Origin of the sequence: Bacillus sp. FSL K6-2971, assembly GCF_038006405.1 — a bacterium.
In the GTDB taxonomy this organism is placed as follows: Bacteria; Bacillota; Bacilli; order Bacillales; family Bacillaceae; genus Bacillus; species Bacillus pumilus.
In genome coordinates, this window is record NZ_JBBOVD010000001.1 from 2,728,630 (window position 1) to 2,743,652 (window position 15,023).

Consider the following 15,023-nt stretch of genomic DNA (forward strand, 5'->3'; position numbering starts at 1 on the left):
CCTTATATATACTATCATTCCTTACACACCTGGCTGGCGCCTACATCATATACAAAAGTCTCTTCTGGTGAAGAGACTTTTTTAATTCGTTCAAACATGATTCAATTACACGCAAAGAAGCTCCTCTCACGAAGAGCCTCTTTTAGAATGCTTGTTCATTACCTGGGAAATATTTTCATCATTTTAACGCTTTGATACAGATGTATGTATCATAGTGATAAACCGAAACTTCTCTGAAGTGATACGCTGAAAATAGGCGGCTAATCTCTTGTTCACTATACGATGAAAAAGATTGTGACCGCTTTTGTTCCTTCATCAGTTCCTGCTGTTGGAAAGATAAGAATACTTCTCCATCCACTTGAAGAACACGGTACACTTCCTTCATGACTTGCTCAATATCCTTCAAGTAATAAATGGTCTGCACCGTAAATAATTTATTGAATGATCTGTCTTCAAAAGGTAAATGCTCGGCTTTACCAAGAGTCACGACGGCTTTATCCTGTTCCACAAGCTTCTTATGTTTTCTTTTTGCATATTTGATCATATGACGAGAGGCATCCACTCCATATACTTTACCGCGATCAAGTTTCTCTGCTACCTTCGATAATGTCATGCCTCTTCCAGTACCGATTTCTAAAATCCGGTCATTTTCTTGTATATTTAAGAGTTGAATCGTCCATTCATTGATATTATGATGATTTTTTTCCATATAGCGGGCAACCCATTTTGAGAACAAGCCTTTTGGTTCCCTCATTTGTTTTCCAATCCAGCTTTGAATCAATGTTAACACCTGCTTTGCTCCAGTAAATAAAACTATTTACGAATTTTCTTACTTTTCATATCGGCTCACGCCTAACAAAGTTTAAGACCTAGTCCTAATTATTTGTTATTGATTAGACGGCATCTTTTCAGAAAATGTTTCGCAGAACTTTAAAAAATTTAATCCGAATAGGCGTTTTCATTAATTGTGCTCAGATTGATTTCGTTTTCTGCATGAGCTGCATATTTTATGAATGTATCTTGATTAGATAAAGGTGGTGCTAGATTATGGGCTTTGGTGGCGGTTATTCTGGAGGCTGCGGTGGTTACGGTGGCGGTTTTGCAGGCGGATTCGCTTTGCTTGTTGTACTGTTCATTTTGTTGATCATCATCGGTGCAAGTTGGATTTGCTAATGTAAAAGGAGCAGGAAACGATAACGTTTCCTGCTCCTTTTCTTTAATACCAATAAGCTCGGTACTGATACATATATTGTCTGAGCATTTCCTCTTGCTCTCTTTGCATTCGGTACGGATTACCGTATCCATGCTTTAAGGAATGCGGAATGGATGTATACCCGTGCCCCACTGACGGAAACCTCATATATGGTGACATCGACATTCGTTGATCACCTCACACTCTCCTTTTACGGATATCATATGTGCAGATGATCAATGTGGAGCGTGTCTAAACCTGATCCTTCTCCATAGTATAACAATTAAGCATTGCAAGCATCATAAACATGTCAATCTCCTCCTTTTCGCATTTTTCTTTTCGTATTTTAGTTCATATACTCTAGTTGTTTCTGCTTCATTTCTTCATAAAATGTTTCGACTTGTTGTTCATAAAGAACTGTTTCAATGTCTTTGTATTTTCGTCGGATCGTCAATGTGATAAAAAATAAATGGATTGTCATATACGCTCACCTCCCTTCAGTTCGCAGCACGCGAAATAACCCGCAGATCTTCTTTGTCAGTTGACCTGCGGGCACACAAAAATGCAGATCAAAAGACAGTGTCTTCCAACCTGCAATGGATGATACGTAAAATCCTCGTTTACTTTAACAGTTTTGAAGCGTGTGCACCGTATAAGGTAAAGGAAGGACACGAGCTCTTCCACAGGCTGATGACATGATGAAATTATTTGTTGATTTGATGACAATAGAAACGAATAACATATTCTTCAGCCTCCTTTACGTTTTTAATTACTTTGTTAGTATATCCAGCAAGCACCATTTTGTAAACCTGTTTTTAGTAAAAAAGATGATTTTTGTGTGTTTGACTAAATTTCTACATTTATTCTTGTCCGATTGTCCAATACAATCAAAAAAGCCTCCTCACGTAAATGAGGAGACTTTTCGAATTAATCTTCATCTAGTTCTTGCAGTTTCTTTTGAAAAAAGATCGCGCGTCTCACACAAAGAAAAGCTGCTAATAAGAAAACACAATCAATTCCCATCATCAGCATTTTTGGAGATGCTTCGATGTGTTGGTTTGGTATGATCGTACCAATATATAAAAAGGTGCTGACAGCAAGCAAAATAAAAGCGTACTGCTTGTAATCTGTCACTAAACCACTCCACTTTTTCTTCACTTGAATCACCTTCCTGTTTAACATGTCTATTGATAGCTTAACATAGTAAAAGAAAGGTAGTGGCATGTAAATCTATCCATTCACTAGTGCGTTTAGTCCCTGCTTCATATCATTCAGTAAATCATCCACATCTTCAATCCCGACGGATATACGAATTAACCCATCAGTGATGCCAAGCTCCTCGCGGCGGTCTTTTGGAATGGACGCATGAGTCATTCGAGCAGGAACAGAGATTAAGCTTTCAACCGCTCCAAGGCTTTCTGCGATCGTAAACAGCTTAAGCTGACTTAAAAACACATCGACATGTTCTTCTTTTCCAATATCAAAAGAGATCATGCCGCCGTAGCCTGATGCTTGCGTTTTTGCAAGTTCATGTCCAGGGTGAGCATCAAGACCTGGGTAATAAACACGTGTGACTGCTGGATGTTGTTCTAAAAACTCAGCGATTTTCTGTGCATTTTGCTGATGTGCTTCCATTCTTAGTCCAAGCGTTTTGATTCCTCTCATGAGAAGCCATGAATCCTGCGGTCCAAGAATTCCACCAGTAGAATTTTGAACAAAATGCAGTTCTTCCCCAAGCTCTTCCGTCGCTGTTACAACAAGCCCACCTACGACATCACTGTGACCGCCTAAATATTTAGTGGCACTATGCAGAACGATGTCCGCCCCATATTCAATCGGCCTTTGGTAATAAGGTGTGAAAAATGTATTATCAACAATCATTAAGATGTTGGCTTCTTTTGTCAATTGGCCGATCGCTTTGAGATCAGTCATTTTCAGTAAAGGATTGGTTGGTGATTCAATGTAAACCGCTTTTGTTTCAGGTAAAATCGCCTTTTTCACTGCTTCAGGATCACTTGTGTCAACAAAGGTCGCTTGAATGCCAATACGGTTGAGTACCTTTGTGATGACGCGGTACGTTCCGCCGTATACGTCATCTGTCAGGACAATATGATCTCCGCTGTTAAACAGCATCATCACTGCCGTAATGGCAGCCATTCCTGAACCAAATGCGTAGCCGTTTGCTCCTCCTTCAAGGTCACGAATGACGGTTTCTAGTGCCGTTCTTGTTGGATTCGCAGTTCTTGAATATTCATATCCTGTATGTTCGCCTGCTTTCGGCTGCTTATATGTGCTCACTTGGTATATAGGTACAGACACAGCGCCCGTTTTTTCATCACCAGTTGTTCCGCCGTGTATCATCATTGTTTTTGGTTTCATTTTATTTTCCTCCCTCATAAATGCCTTTACTTAAATACCGTTCACTGCTGTCAGGAAAAATGGTGACGATGACTGTCCTAGGTGCTGCCTTCTTCGCTTCTTCTAAAGCGGCAAATAACGCGGCACCCGAAGAACTCCCGATGAGAACGCCTTCTTTTTCAGCAGCTTCTTTCACCATTTGGAAAGCATCATCATCACTGACGGTATATATCTCATCGAATAAAGCAGATTCCATATAATCTGGGATAAATTCAAGGCCGATTCCTTCCGTTCTATGCGGACCCGGATCTCCTCCATTTAAAATCGATCCTTCAGGTTCGACAACAACTGTTTTTAACGCAGGATGCTGCTCTTTTAAATAGGCAGCACACCCTTGAAAAGTCCCGCCAGATCCCGCTCCTGCCACGAATACATCGATGTTTCCTTGCAGGTCGGACCATAATTCTGGACCAAGCGTTTTATAGTAAGTCAATGGATTTACTTGGTTTTTAAATTGTAAAACGCAATAGGCATTGTCAAGGCTTGCCTCTAGTTCAAGGGCTCGATCAATCGCACCCTTCATGCCCTCTTTTCTTGGTGTATGAATAATGTCTGCACCGAGCGCCTTCATGAGCTGTTGTTTTTCTTGACTAAAATGTTCTGGTACGCAAAAAATAGTCCGCAATTGATGCTTTCTTGCACTGAGGGCAAGCCCAATTCCTGTGTTTCCAGCAGTTGCTTCAATGATGGTTCCGCCAGGGCGCAATTTGCCAGATGCCAATGCTTCTCTTATGAGCATATCACCTAAACGATCTTTAATACTTCCACCCGGATTCATCATTTCAAGCTTTGCATATACCTCTACACCTTCCGGGATGCCGATTCCTGACAGTTTTAAAAGCGGTGTGCGGCCAATTAATTCTGTAATATCCTGTATGACAGCCATATGATTCCCTTCCTTTGTATGGAAAAGAAGGGGGAATCCCCTTCTTTTATTGAGTTTGCTTTATCATACGCAAGACAAGGTCGGTTGAGTGAATCGCTGCTTGCTCAAGAAATTGATCAAATGAGACATTGGATTCTTTCCCTGCAATATCAGATAGCGCTCGAACGACAACAAATGGAGTTCCAAAGAGCTGGCAAACTTGTGCAACGGCTGCGGCTTCCATTTCCACCGCATATAGCTCTGGAAACTTCTCTCTCACAAACGCTACACGACCCGGATCATTCATAAACGAATCTCCAGTTGCAATCGTACCTTTTGCCACTTGAATATGATCGATCTCTAAAGCCGATTCCTCTGCCAGCTTCACAAGCTTTTCGTCTGCAACAAAAGCAGCTGGCAATCCTGGTACTTGTCCGTATTCGTAATTAAAGATCGTGACATCCACATCATGATGTCTAACATCAGTAGAGATGACAATATCCCCTACATTTAATGTGTGATGGAAACCGCCAGCTGATCCTGTATTGATCACATAATCCGGCTGAAAGCGGTCAAGCAGAAGTGTTGTGCTAACCGCTGCATTCACTTTTCCAATCCCTGATTTTAATAAAATCACTTCTTTATCTTCATAAACACCTGTTGTGAATTCACACCCAGCGATGTTTTCTTGTGTAGCATTCTTTAGTTGATCTCTTAATATCGTCACTTCTTCTTCCATTGCACCTATGACTGCGATTTTCAAATCAAAAACATCCTTTCATTCCCTTTTCTTCGCTTCTACGATCCAAACAAAATCATTCATTTGATGAAAGGACGTACTAAAACCTTCTTCTTCAAAGATTTGCTTTAGCACATCGATGGATGGATAATATTCCGTTTCTAAATCCTCAGCAAGCTGATCGAATCCTGCCGCTTTCGCTTTGTCAATTTCAGCTTGATGTGCTGCTTGATTTTGAAACATTGTATCAGCAAAGACTATTTTACCATCTGAGTGAAGGATGTTGCTATAGGTGTGAATGGCTTGTTTTTTTTCTTCGTCCGTTAAATGGTGGAAAGCATATGAACTGACAATTGTATCAGGCTCAAATGGCGCCGCTGGAAATGATAAAAAATCCCCATCATGAAACACATCGGGTATACCCTTTTGAAGAGCCGCTTTCTTCATGGCGTCTGATGGTTCAACACCAAATACGTTCTTATCAGCTGCGAGCAGTGCCGCTGTTAAATTCCCCGTGCCACTTCCAAACTCAAGAACATCTTGACCTACACGGCGAACAATTTCTTTTAAAATAAACGGATACCGGCGAAACACTTCTTCATACTGCTCATCATGACCACTTACCGTGTCGTCATAAGAGTCAGCCCAATGATCAAATACAGAAAGAAACTCACGTCCCATTTTCTTTCCCTCCACTTTATCTATTTATTCCTATGCGTATAGTATGTTTTAATTCGTCGAACAGTTCCTATCCTACCACATCTTCAGTTTCTTTCCTACTAAAAAATACTGGGAGGGGTAGAAAAATATTTGCTCTTTTAAAGGAGAGAGATTAAGATGAATGAAGAGTATGGAGAGGTGAATCAAATGGATTTTCAGTTGGATTTTCTAAAGGATAAAATTGAATTCTTTGAAGCATCGTCTTTAAAAGAACTTGAACAAAAGATCCAAAAACAAATTGAACATAATCAGGCAATTCTGCTGACCGTTCATTCTGTCAGTCATCAAACGACTGTGATCGATGACCGGATTTTGTATACAGCGGTTGTTCATTTTAAGGCGAATATCTAAAAAAAGATAGCATGGCTGCTATCTTTTTTTATGTTTATTTTAATTTTTCAACCTTTACAGGTTTCCAGCCTTTTTCATCTATCCATGTGATTTCCACGCGGTAGCGTTCGCCTGTTGATTTGTCACGGATGGTTCCCTTTGCATCTTGAGGGCCTCCGTTATTTCCTAACCAAATAACTGTCATTTGATCTTCTGAAATTCCCGTCGCATAGGACATGGCTTTCATCATTTCTTTCCAGTCTTCTGAGTTAGAATCATAGGTTGCTGTATGTGAACCGGATTGCTCTGTTCCTACAGGCTCCCAGTCATCGCTTTCGTATGTTTTGTCTACGTCACTCGTTTTGCCGCCATCTGTTTCTTTGGCATCTTTTAACGCATCTTTATTAGGCTCTTTTTCATCATCTGACTTCTTCGTATCGTCGTCTTGATCAGATGAGTCATCTTTTGTTGCATCTGAATCATCGGATGTGTCTTTCTTTTGATCTTTCACATCTTCATCTGATTTTTGTTTATTTTCACTTGTTGCAGGCGCTGTTTTAGATGGTTCTTTCGCTACATCTGTGTCTTTCGGTTTATTAAAAATTAATAAACTCGTTGCGACCACCAAAATAAGCACCACAACGATACCAATTAATATGTTAAGCACCATATTGGCCTTTCTGCGCTTATCACGATGTTCAAATCGAGAATTTCTACTCAAAATCTCTGCACTCCTTTGCCTCTGTTCCCTAAGTCGTTACTATTCTAACATGACATGAAGGAATGTTCTATGTCTGTTTCTTTTCAATTTCGTTGACCTTTTTTACAATATCATAAAACGCATCATTTGTCTTAGCCCGGCCACTTGCCTCATCAAGGTGAACAACGACTAGGGCGTATTTTGGTTTTTCCACCGGAAAGTATCCAGCAAACCATTTATGATAAAGCGGATTCCCCTTTTTATCTTTACTGCCGGTTTGGGCAGTGCCTGATTTCCCCGCCACATCAAATGGAAGGTCTTGAAACCTTCTTCCTGTTCCTTTGTCAGATGTCACCACCTGCCTTAAGTACTTTTGCAGCTTTTGAGCTGTATAGCGGTCAATACTGCCTCCTTCTGGTCGTTTGTTTTGAAAGGTTAACATCGTTGTTCCGTTTTGATACAGCACTTTTTCAGCGATTTTCACTTCTTTTCGTTCTCCGCCTCTCGCAATCGACGCCATCATATTGGCCATTTGCAAAGGAGTCGTTTTGACATTTTTTTGCCCTATTGCGGTTTGAGCAATGGCTTTTTTGACATGCTTGTCTCTTTTATCCCCCCACACATTGCCGGTTTCTTCACGATCAAACTGTTTGAAATGCTGCTTATGATAGACATCCCCTTCCCAGCCAGCTCGATCAATGAGTCCAAGCTTTGCAGCCGTCTTTTCGATGATTTGATCATCTGTTTGGATCAGCTTGTCAGCAAGTGTTGCAAAGGTATAATTACAGCTCTGCGAAAAGCTCTCAGACAGATTCAGCACTTCCTGCGTTCCTTCTGGCTCTCCATATAAATTCTTTCGACAGTCATACATCGTTTGTGGCTGGTCGAGGTTTTTTTCGATTGCTGCGGCAAGTACAGCGGTTTTAAAGACAGAACCTGGTGCCATGGCAGTCAGCATGTAATTTCTTGCTTCATGCCGGTTTTTGCTTGTGACGTTTGGCGTACTTGCCATCGCCAGCACACTGCTGCTTTCAATATCGAGCAGAACGGCCCCGCCTTTTTCGACGCCTTGGTCTTTCAGAACTTTCTCCATTTCAGCTTGCATGTTTTCATCAATTGTTGTTTGAACTTGAAGAGGATAAAATGAATGAGCCTCTGCTGTATATTTGACGTCCATCCCAAACAAAGGGTTTCCCCTTCCGTCCACATGATATAACAATTTTGTGTCTTGCTCGGGTAATAGAAATTCGTCAAAGGTACTTTCCAGCCCAAAAGTGCCGATTTCTGTACGGATGGAAAGCTCTTTTTTGTCAGGATAACGCTTTCTGAGCAATTCTGGATTTTCACTCGTGAAGCCTAATGTGTGGAGGGCAAGTCTTTTTTTGTCCTTCTCTTTCATATATACGCCGTACACACCTGAATATTTCATATCATTGATGTCTTTCAGCTTTTTTTTCGTGATGTCATCTTTGAGAATGAGAGGTTTTTTGGTTTCTGTCAGCTGTTTTTTGAGTTCATCTTCTTTCATCTCAAGAATAGAGGCGGTTTGTTTTAAATGAGGAAGATCATATTGCAGGAAAGGAAATAAGATCACTGCAGGCTGTTCTTTTGTGAGAAGCGCCTCGCCGTTTCGATCTAAAAATTCACCGCGGCCATCTGAAATGACCACTTCTTCTGTACGCTGTTTGACACTTTCTTGTATTAAATTGATATCAAGCTTTGAAAAAGATTCTGTGAAAAACAGTTGAATTTCTGCCAGTCTGATGAGAAGACCAAGCAGCAGCATAAAAATAACAGCACCTGTCCATTGAATTCTACGTTTTTTGCGCATAAAAACACCTCGTCCCTATTGTGGACGAGGTGTTTATCGTATAAACGTAATTATGAAATTTTTACAATTTGGACGAACATTTCTCCGCCAGGTGTTTGAACGGTTACTTTGTCGTCTACTTGTTTGCCTAACAGGCTTTTTGCAATTGGTGAATCGTTTGAAATCTTTCCTTCGAACGGATCAGCTTCTGCACTTCCGACGATTGTGTAAGACTCTTCTTCTCCGTCTGGTAATTCAACGAAAGTGACTGTTTTACCAAGTGAGACAATATTTGAGTTTCCTTCATCTTCGATAATTTTGGCATTGCGAATCATATTATCAAGCGTAGTGATACGCCCTTCTACAAACGCTTGCTCTTCTTTAGCAGAATCATATTCCGAGTTTTCAGAGAGGTCTCCAAAGCTTCTAGCAATTTTAATTCGCTCTACAACCTCTTTACGTTTAACCGTTTTCAAATGTTCAAGCTCTTCTTCTAATTTTCGTTTTCCTTCTTCTGTCATTGGAAATACTTTCTCTTGTGCCATGAATCATTCACTCCTTCTATTAATCCTCATCATACATACTTTCTGCACGTGAGTGACGACTGAAATATACAAGAATGAGGACTTCTTCATGCCCTCATTCCTTCTGTCCCATATTTGTAAAAGTCCATCTTACATGGCGTCCCTTTTAGATGCAACTATTATGCCTTTTTTCAGACAGAACCACTCTCAGTGGCCCAAAGATGATCTATCTTCATCGCACAAACTGTGGAAAGGCACAGGAAGCTCCTGTACCTCGTTCGCCATTTCGATCATATGTAGAAGAATAGCTTATCCATTCTCCATCTTCCCAATACATAATATGGTCAGTGTACGATATGTCTATGCTATATTATTACATAATTGCTTTTTGATCAAGAATTGTTTGAAAATTTGTGATGGTTTGTTTGTCGTTTTTTTAATATACTTTTACAAAATCGAAACCACTTCAATATTCAGCTTGAAAACGACATTTTTCTACATCTATTTCACATCATTGTTTTCCTATCATATCAAATCTTTCATTCAAAGTGTTACTTCTTAAAATATTTAAGCAGCTTCTACTTTTAGAAACAAGTGAAATATTGGTATTTACTCTCTTTATGCTGATGTTGACAAAGGGCTAAAATGGTTTTTATTTTAGCTCTTTGTCTTCTTTTCAGCGTGATAGAAAACCTTTGCACTCTAGGAAGGACGAGCACAGAAGCGGAGCGAATTTAATATTCGTGAGCATCGGCGCACAGGACTGACACCGAATGCGAGGGTTTGTCTACACGCTGGATGATGTTGAAAAGACCTTTACAATGTAAAGGTCTTTTCAACATCAGTTACTCTGCTCGGCTTTGAAGAATCGTTTGAATTTTTGTCACCATGAGGTCAATCGCCACATGGTTTTGGCCGCCTTCTGGGATGATGATGTCAGCGTATCGCTTCGTCGGTTCAATGAATTGATTATGCATTGGTCTGACAACAGATACATACTGTTCAATCACAGAATCGATTGAACGGCCTCTTTCTTTCGTATCGCGTAAAATGCGGCGAATGATGCGTAGATCTGCATCTGTATCGACATACAGTTTAATATCCATTAAGTCTCTTAGGCGTTCGTCTTCTAGTGCAAAGATGCCTTCAACGATGATAACATCCTTTGGTTCAACATGGACAGTCTCTTCTGAACGTGTGTTGAGCTTGAAATCATATATTGGTTTTTCAATGGATTCGTACCTTAAGAGCTGTTCCAAATGCTCAAACATCAGGTCATTGTCGAATGCGAGCGGATGATCATAGTTCGTAAGCAGACGCTCTTCAAATGGCATATGACTTTGATTTTTGTAATATAAATCTTGCTGAAGCATGAGGATGGAATGTCCTTTAAATTTTTCATAGATTGAATTGGTGACGCTCGTTTTACCTGAACCCGAGCCGCCAGCAATTCCAATGACAACTGGTTTACTCCTCATGTGCCTGTTATTTCCCCTTTCTCATCATGTTGCTAGGGTATACTTTTTGATCGAGCTTGAATTTGACGATTTGCAGCGGATGACGAGCGGCATCTAGTTCATTTCCTTTTTCATCCCAAATCGTCTCAATTTTGCATGTGAAATTCTCAATTTCTGGTCCGAAAAATTCGACTTCGTCACCAGCTTTAAAGAAGTTACGCTGCTGCAATGTGACGATTTGTTCTTTTTCATCATAATGAAGAACGAGACCTGCGAAATCAAATGTCGTTTTCTTTCCATGAATACCAAACATTTGCTCATCCGTACCTGGTACACCTTCGAAAAAGGCTGGTGCTGTATCGCGGTTTGCACATTTATCTAATTCATCTAACCATTCCTCTTCAATGACAAAATTGTCTGGGTCCGCACAATAGGCGTCGATGACTTTGCGATACACACTCACGACAGTTGCTACATAATGAATTGATTTCATCCGTCCTTCGATTTTTAAGCTGTCAATTCCCATTTCGATCATTTGAGGAATGGATTCGACAAGCTTTAAGTCTTTTGGACTCATCGCAAATGGTGCGTCTTCCTCTCCAAATAATGGCGCTTCCTCAGAACCTTCTAGTTTATAAAGATCATAATCCCAGCGGCAGGACTGGCAGCAGCCCCCGCGGTTAGAATCTCTTGCCGTCATATGGTTACTGAGCACGCAGCGGCCAGAGTAAGCAATACACATCGCACCGTGAATGAACGTTTCAATTTCAATATCGACCTTTTCTTTCATTTCTCTAATTTCCAGCGCACTTGTCTCGCGAGCCAGCACCACACGCTCAAGCCCTTCTTCCTTCCAAAACTGAACAGCTTTCCAGTTCGAAAGAGATTGCTGTGTGCTTAAATGGACTTCAAGCTTCGGTGCGACACGTTTACACGTTTCAATGATCAGCGGGTCAGCCACAATAATGCCCGCTACTCCAGCGCCTTCAATCCCTTGAAGGTATTCCTCCAGCCCGTCCATGTTTTCGTTGTGGGCAAAGATATTCGTCGTCACATAAATTCGTGCACCGTATTTGTTTGCAAATGCGACACCTTCAGCCATTTCTTCAATTGAAAAGTTATCGGCATTTGAGCGAAGCCCAAATTCTTTTCCGCCAATAAAGACCGCGTCTGCTCCGTAATGTACAGCAATTTTCAGCTTTTCCAAGTTTCCTGCTGGTGCAAGCAGTTCTGGTTTTTTTGTAATGACACGTTTCCCGTCAATCATTTCAGAAATACCGTCTTTCAATAGTGCCATTTCCTCTGCCTCCTCTTATATTAATAAACCGTTTCTTTAAAGAAGAACCCTGTATCAATCGAACGATTCACTGGCTGAATCTCTTCAATCCGCTTCACCCAGTCCTCTTTCTGATCTTCATACGCGTCTTTGTCAGTCGCTAATAAATCAATTGCTTTTCTATATAGAGACGTCACCTCTGTCATATAAGAAAGTGACTTTAAAATTCCGTCAATTTTAAAGGAGTCAATGCCTGCATCAACAAATTCCTCTAATTCGTCAATCATACACACATCATTTGGACTCATAATATGAGTGCCGTTTGCATCCTCGAAAATAGGGTATTTGTTTTGACGCTCTTGATCATGAAGGAATAGTCCTTCCTCCATATTTCTGCCTTCGACGTCCATTTGTTTGCCCTGATATTCAAAGTAGTTGCCAATGAGCGTACGTTTTGATTGAAACATACATGTCATGCCATGGACTTGAATTTCGATTTCCACCTCGGCATTTTCTTTGATGTCAATGACACTGTCCATATTCAGTTCTTTGGCAAGAACAGCACGCGTTGCACCTTTTCTGCCCCAGTAGTTACAAGTGTAATAGTTTGTCCCAGTCGTTTCTGTACTCCAGTGGAGATTCAGGCTTACCCCTGTTTCTTTGGCGGCCATGATCACTGCTGGGTCTCCAAAAACGACGCCATCTACGTTTAATGCGTCGAGAAAGGTTAAGTAATCTCCAAGAAGCTGCACACGATCATTATGAAAAATCGCATTCATCGCCACAAACACTTTTTTGTGATGCGCATGTGCAAGCTCAACCGTCTGTTTCACATCTTCTCTTGAAAACTCGCCTGCAAGACGAATACCGTATGTTTGTTTGCCTATTAAGAATGCATCAGCTCCCGCCTCGATTAATGGCAGTACGTCTGACACCTTGCTTGGCGTCACAAGCAATTCTGGTTTTTTCATGATTGGTCACCTCTTTTTGTACTAATGGCGATCCCGTCTCCCACTGGAATAATGCACGTTTGGAAATCAGGGTTTGACATAAGCCATTGATTGTATCGATCAATTTTTCCAATTAATTGTTTTTTTCGTTTATCTTCTATTTCTTCTTCATAGTTCGTTGCCACTAAGCCTTTAAATAATACGTTGTCTGTAATAATCATTCCGTCATGAGCAAGCATCGGTTCAAACAGCTCAAAAAAACGTTTGTACTGCCCTTTTGCGGCATCAATAAAGATCACATCATAGGGCGCCATCGTTTGGACTGTTTTAGCCGATTCCATGGCATCACCAAAGAACACGTGTATTCTTTCTTTTAACTTTAATTCCTCAATGTTCCGTGTCGCTTCTTCATAGCGTTTCGCATTTCGCTCAATCGTAAAAATTTCAGCAGCTGGTAGAGCTGTCGCCATTCGAATGGCGGAGTAACCTATCGCTGTCCCAACCTCAAGAATTTTCTTCGGCTTTTTCATCGACAGCAGCTGCAGTAAAAGTTCAATGCTCACCTTTTCCATAATTGGCACATGATGCTCTTTTGCATATGCCTCTAATTGAGCGATTGCATCAGGACTTGGGTGAATTAAATGTTCAATATAATCATTCATTTGATCATCTTCGATAGTCATTATTTGTCTAGCTCCTTCATGACCTGAAAAAGAAGAGTCCTGCCTGTTGCAGCTCTCTTTCTCGTCAATCTTTCGTTCATCTAAGTAAAACAACCCGATATATTTTACCACAAAGAAGTGGTAATTGCGAACCTATAAATTGGATATTCCAACGAAAAAAACTGCAGGCAATCTTGTATTGTCTACAGTCTTTTTCGATTCACATGTACATTAATTGCTGCCTGTGATGTATTTGGCTTTCGCTTTGTTGTGCTCATTTAACGTTTTTGTAAAGACGACTTCTCCATTTTTCTTCGCAAGGAAGTACACATAATCTGTTTTATCTGGATGCAGTGCGGCTTTCCATGAAGATTCGCCAGCATTTGCAATAGGTCCAGGCGGCAGCCCCTTGTTGTTATACGTATTATAAGGAGATTTCACCTTAAGGTCTTTGTAATAAACACGGGATTTATGCTCACCTAGTGCATAGAGAACGGTTGGATCGGTTTGAAGCGGCATGTCCTTTTTCAACCGGTTATAAAATACACTGGAGATTTTAGCGCGATCCGTCTTTTCTGTTGCTTCCATTTCAATCAGTGATGCCATCGTTAACACATCATGTATGGACATGTTTCTCTTTTTCATGCCTTTTTCATACGTTTTCACGTATTGATCTGTTTGTTTAATCATCGTTTCAATGATCGTTTCGAGTGATTCATCCTCACGATAAAATGGATACGTCGCAGGGAATAAATAACCTTCTAACGGATGTTTCACCTGTTTGCCATTTACCTGTGAAGTCACCGTTTTCGGATATTTTTTCATTAACGTTTGAATAAACGCAGGATCATCCAGCTTCGCTTCCACTTCTTTCGCTGAAAAATTCGTCTGATTTGCAATAACTACCGCAATATCAGACAGCTGTTTTCCTTCTGGAATCACAAGCTGAAAGGCGTAGTCTGTCCCTCCAGATGTCAGCTTTTGAATCAGCGTGTCTGCGTCCATCGTTTGTTTCAAATGAAAGTATCCTGCTTTAAAGCCGGACGCATTTTTGTATTTTGCATAATAAGTGAAAATCGTGTCATTCGAAATGAGCCCATTTTCTTTTAAAATGCCCGCAATCTCACGGACAGATGTCCCATTAGGAATATGAATATTAATCGTTTGTTTGCTTTTTTGATCGACCGGTCCAAGTGCTGATTTAACATATAAAAAGCCTGATAATGCTGCAATGATGATGACAGCAAGAACAGATAACAGGACGATCCCCATTTTCCTTTTGAAAAATGGTCGTTTCTTTTGTTCTGAAAACATGCATGGCCCTCCTCACATCTCGCTTTTATAGTACATGATTCGACGGAGTTCGGCAATTACTTGCTC

General features: G+C 40.6%; 18 protein-coding genes. 2 read left to right on the plus strand and 16 right to left on the minus strand.

The features are described 5' to 3' along the window. Positions 1-178 precede the first annotated feature (178 nt). Entirely contained in the window at positions 179-781 is a 603-nt protein-coding gene (locus MHI33_RS14545; protein WP_065098495.1) for a class I SAM-dependent methyltransferase, read from the minus strand. A gap of 335 nt (positions 782-1,116) precedes the next feature. Here MHI33_RS14545 and MHI33_RS14550 point away from each other — a divergent pair, with 335 nt between their 5' ends. Then, positions 1,117-1,173 (plus strand): YjcZ family sporulation protein, encoded by a 57-nt coding sequence (locus MHI33_RS14550; RefSeq protein WP_269793919.1) that lies wholly within the window; start codon positions 1,117-1,119, stop codon positions 1,171-1,173. Between the two features lie 43 nt (positions 1,174-1,216). On the opposite strand, the gene MHI33_RS14555 is transcribed toward MHI33_RS14550, so the two are convergent. The 7 genes from MHI33_RS14555 to MHI33_RS14585 form a co-directional block, all read right to left on the minus strand. After that, entirely contained in the window at positions 1,217-1,372 is a 156-nt protein-coding gene (locus MHI33_RS14555; RefSeq protein WP_223250656.1) for a hypothetical protein, read from the minus strand. 166 nt (positions 1,373-1,538) lie between these two features. After that, complete coding sequence (locus tag MHI33_RS14560) at positions 1,539-1,673, minus strand: YrzI family small protein (RefSeq protein WP_065098496.1); 135 nt, start codon at positions 1,671-1,673, stop codon at positions 1,539-1,541. A gap of 446 nt (positions 1,674-2,119) precedes the next feature. Beyond that, positions 2,120-2,350: a YrhC family protein gene (locus MHI33_RS14565; protein ID WP_041815772.1), complete on the minus strand. Its 231-nt coding sequence runs from the start codon at positions 2,348-2,350 to the stop codon at positions 2,120-2,122. A 72-nt stretch (positions 2,351-2,422) separates the two neighbouring features. Further along, positions 2,423-3,571 carry a bifunctional cystathionine gamma-lyase/homocysteine desulfhydrase gene (locus MHI33_RS14570; protein ID WP_340912158.1) on the minus strand — a complete coding sequence of 383 codons (1,149 nt, stop codon included), beginning with the start codon at positions 3,569-3,571 and terminating at the stop codon, positions 2,423-2,425. 1 nt (position 3,572) lies between these two features. Continuing rightward, complete coding sequence (locus MHI33_RS14575; protein ID WP_340912161.1) at positions 3,573-4,496, minus strand: PLP-dependent cysteine synthase family protein; 924 nt, start codon at positions 4,494-4,496, stop codon at positions 3,573-3,575. A gap of 46 nt (positions 4,497-4,542) precedes the next feature. Further along, positions 4,543-5,238, minus strand: a complete 696-nt coding sequence (gene mtnN / locus MHI33_RS14580) for a 5'-methylthioadenosine/S-adenosylhomocysteine nucleosidase (protein ID WP_044139580.1) — start codon at positions 5,236-5,238, stop codon at positions 4,543-4,545. A gap of 15 nt (positions 5,239-5,253) precedes the next feature. Further along, positions 5,254-5,895 carry a class I SAM-dependent DNA methyltransferase gene (locus tag MHI33_RS14585; protein ID WP_340912165.1) on the minus strand — a complete coding sequence of 214 codons (642 nt, stop codon included), beginning with the start codon at positions 5,893-5,895 and terminating at the stop codon, positions 5,254-5,256. 186 nt (positions 5,896-6,081) lie between these two features. Here MHI33_RS14585 and MHI33_RS14590 point away from each other — a divergent pair, with 186 nt between their 5' ends. After that, a complete protein-coding gene (locus MHI33_RS14590; RefSeq protein WP_034620637.1) occupies positions 6,082-6,285 on the plus strand; it encodes a YrzA family protein in 204 nt (67 codons plus the stop codon). A gap of 34 nt (positions 6,286-6,319) precedes the next feature. On the opposite strand, the gene MHI33_RS14595 is transcribed toward MHI33_RS14590, so the two are convergent. From MHI33_RS14595 to mltG, 8 genes are all read right to left on the minus strand, one after another. Further along, entirely contained in the window at positions 6,320-6,985 is a 666-nt protein-coding gene (locus MHI33_RS14595; RefSeq protein WP_340912167.1) for a YrrS family protein, read from the minus strand. A 67-nt stretch (positions 6,986-7,052) separates the two neighbouring features. Further along, the gene (locus MHI33_RS14600) at positions 7,053-8,795 is read right to left on the minus strand and encodes a peptidoglycan D,D-transpeptidase FtsI family protein (protein ID WP_340912170.1); all 1,743 of its coding nucleotides are present in this window, start codon (positions 8,793-8,795) and stop codon (positions 7,053-7,055) included. Positions 8,796-8,845: 50 nt separating this feature from the next. Continuing rightward, positions 8,846-9,319, minus strand: a complete 474-nt coding sequence (greA, locus tag MHI33_RS14605) for a transcription elongation factor GreA (RefSeq protein ID WP_003216248.1) — start codon at positions 9,317-9,319, stop codon at positions 8,846-8,848. Positions 9,320-10,143: 824 nt separating this feature from the next. After that, the gene (gene udk / locus MHI33_RS14610) at positions 10,144-10,776 is read right to left on the minus strand and encodes a uridine kinase (protein ID WP_065098502.1); all 633 of its coding nucleotides are present in this window, start codon (positions 10,774-10,776) and stop codon (positions 10,144-10,146) included. Between the two features lie 7 nt (positions 10,777-10,783). Continuing rightward, on the minus strand, positions 10,784-12,052 hold the full coding sequence (locus tag MHI33_RS14615) for a peptidase U32 family protein (protein WP_065098503.1): 1,269 nt from the start codon (positions 12,050-12,052) through the stop codon (positions 10,784-10,786). A 20-nt stretch (positions 12,053-12,072) separates the two neighbouring features. Continuing rightward, complete coding sequence (locus MHI33_RS14620; RefSeq protein ID WP_065098504.1) at positions 12,073-13,002, minus strand: peptidase U32 family protein; 930 nt, start codon at positions 13,000-13,002, stop codon at positions 12,073-12,075. Continuing rightward, positions 12,999-13,664: an O-methyltransferase gene (locus tag MHI33_RS14625; RefSeq protein WP_003216230.1), complete on the minus strand. Its 666-nt coding sequence runs from the start codon at positions 13,662-13,664 to the stop codon at positions 12,999-13,001. Before MHI33_RS14625 ends, MHI33_RS14620 begins: the two co-directional genes overlap by 4 nt. 210 nt (positions 13,665-13,874) lie before the next feature. Next, a complete protein-coding gene (gene mltG, locus MHI33_RS14630) occupies positions 13,875-14,957 on the minus strand; it encodes an endolytic transglycosylase MltG (protein ID WP_065098505.1) in 1,083 nt (360 codons plus the stop codon). Between the last annotated feature and the right edge of the window lie 66 nt (positions 14,958-15,023).

Coding starts and splice junctions, on each gene's coding strand:
- MHI33_RS14585 (WP_340912165.1), bottom strand. CDS start 5,895: ATGGGACGTGAGTTTCTTTCTGTATTTGATCATTGGGCTGACTCTTAT.
- mltG (WP_065098505.1), bottom strand. CDS start 14,957: ATGTTTTCAGAACAAAAGAAACGACCATTTTTCAAAAGGAAAATGGGG.
- MHI33_RS14590 (WP_034620637.1), top strand. CDS start 6,082: ATGGATTTTCAGTTGGATTTTCTAAAGGATAAAATTGAATTCTTTGAA.
- MHI33_RS14570 (WP_340912158.1), bottom strand. CDS start 3,571: ATGAAACCAAAAACAATGATGATACACGGCGGAACAACTGGTGATGAA.
- MHI33_RS14615 (WP_065098503.1), bottom strand. CDS start 12,052: ATGGCACTATTGAAAGACGGTATTTCTGAAATGATTGACGGGAAACGT.
- MHI33_RS14625 (WP_003216230.1), bottom strand. CDS start 13,664: ATGACTATCGAAGATGATCAAATGAATGATTATATTGAACATTTAATT.
- MHI33_RS14620 (WP_065098504.1), bottom strand. CDS start 13,002: ATGAAAAAACCAGAATTGCTTGTGACGCCAAGCAAGGTGTCAGACGTA.
- MHI33_RS14600 (WP_340912170.1), bottom strand. CDS start 8,795: ATGCGCAAAAAACGTAGAATTCAATGGACAGGTGCTGTTATTTTTATG.
- udk (WP_065098502.1), bottom strand. CDS start 10,776: ATGAGGAGTAAACCAGTTGTCATTGGAATTGCTGGCGGCTCGGGTTCA.
- MHI33_RS14560 (WP_065098496.1), bottom strand. CDS start 1,673: ATGACAATCCATTTATTTTTTATCACATTGACGATCCGACGAAAATAC.
- MHI33_RS14575 (WP_340912161.1), bottom strand. CDS start 4,496: ATGGCTGTCATACAGGATATTACAGAATTAATTGGCCGCACACCGCTT.
- MHI33_RS14555 (WP_223250656.1), bottom strand. CDS start 1,372: ATGTCACCATATATGAGGTTTCCGTCAGTGGGGCACGGGTATACATCC.
- greA (WP_003216248.1), bottom strand. CDS start 9,319: ATGGCACAAGAGAAAGTATTTCCAATGACAGAAGAAGGAAAACGAAAA.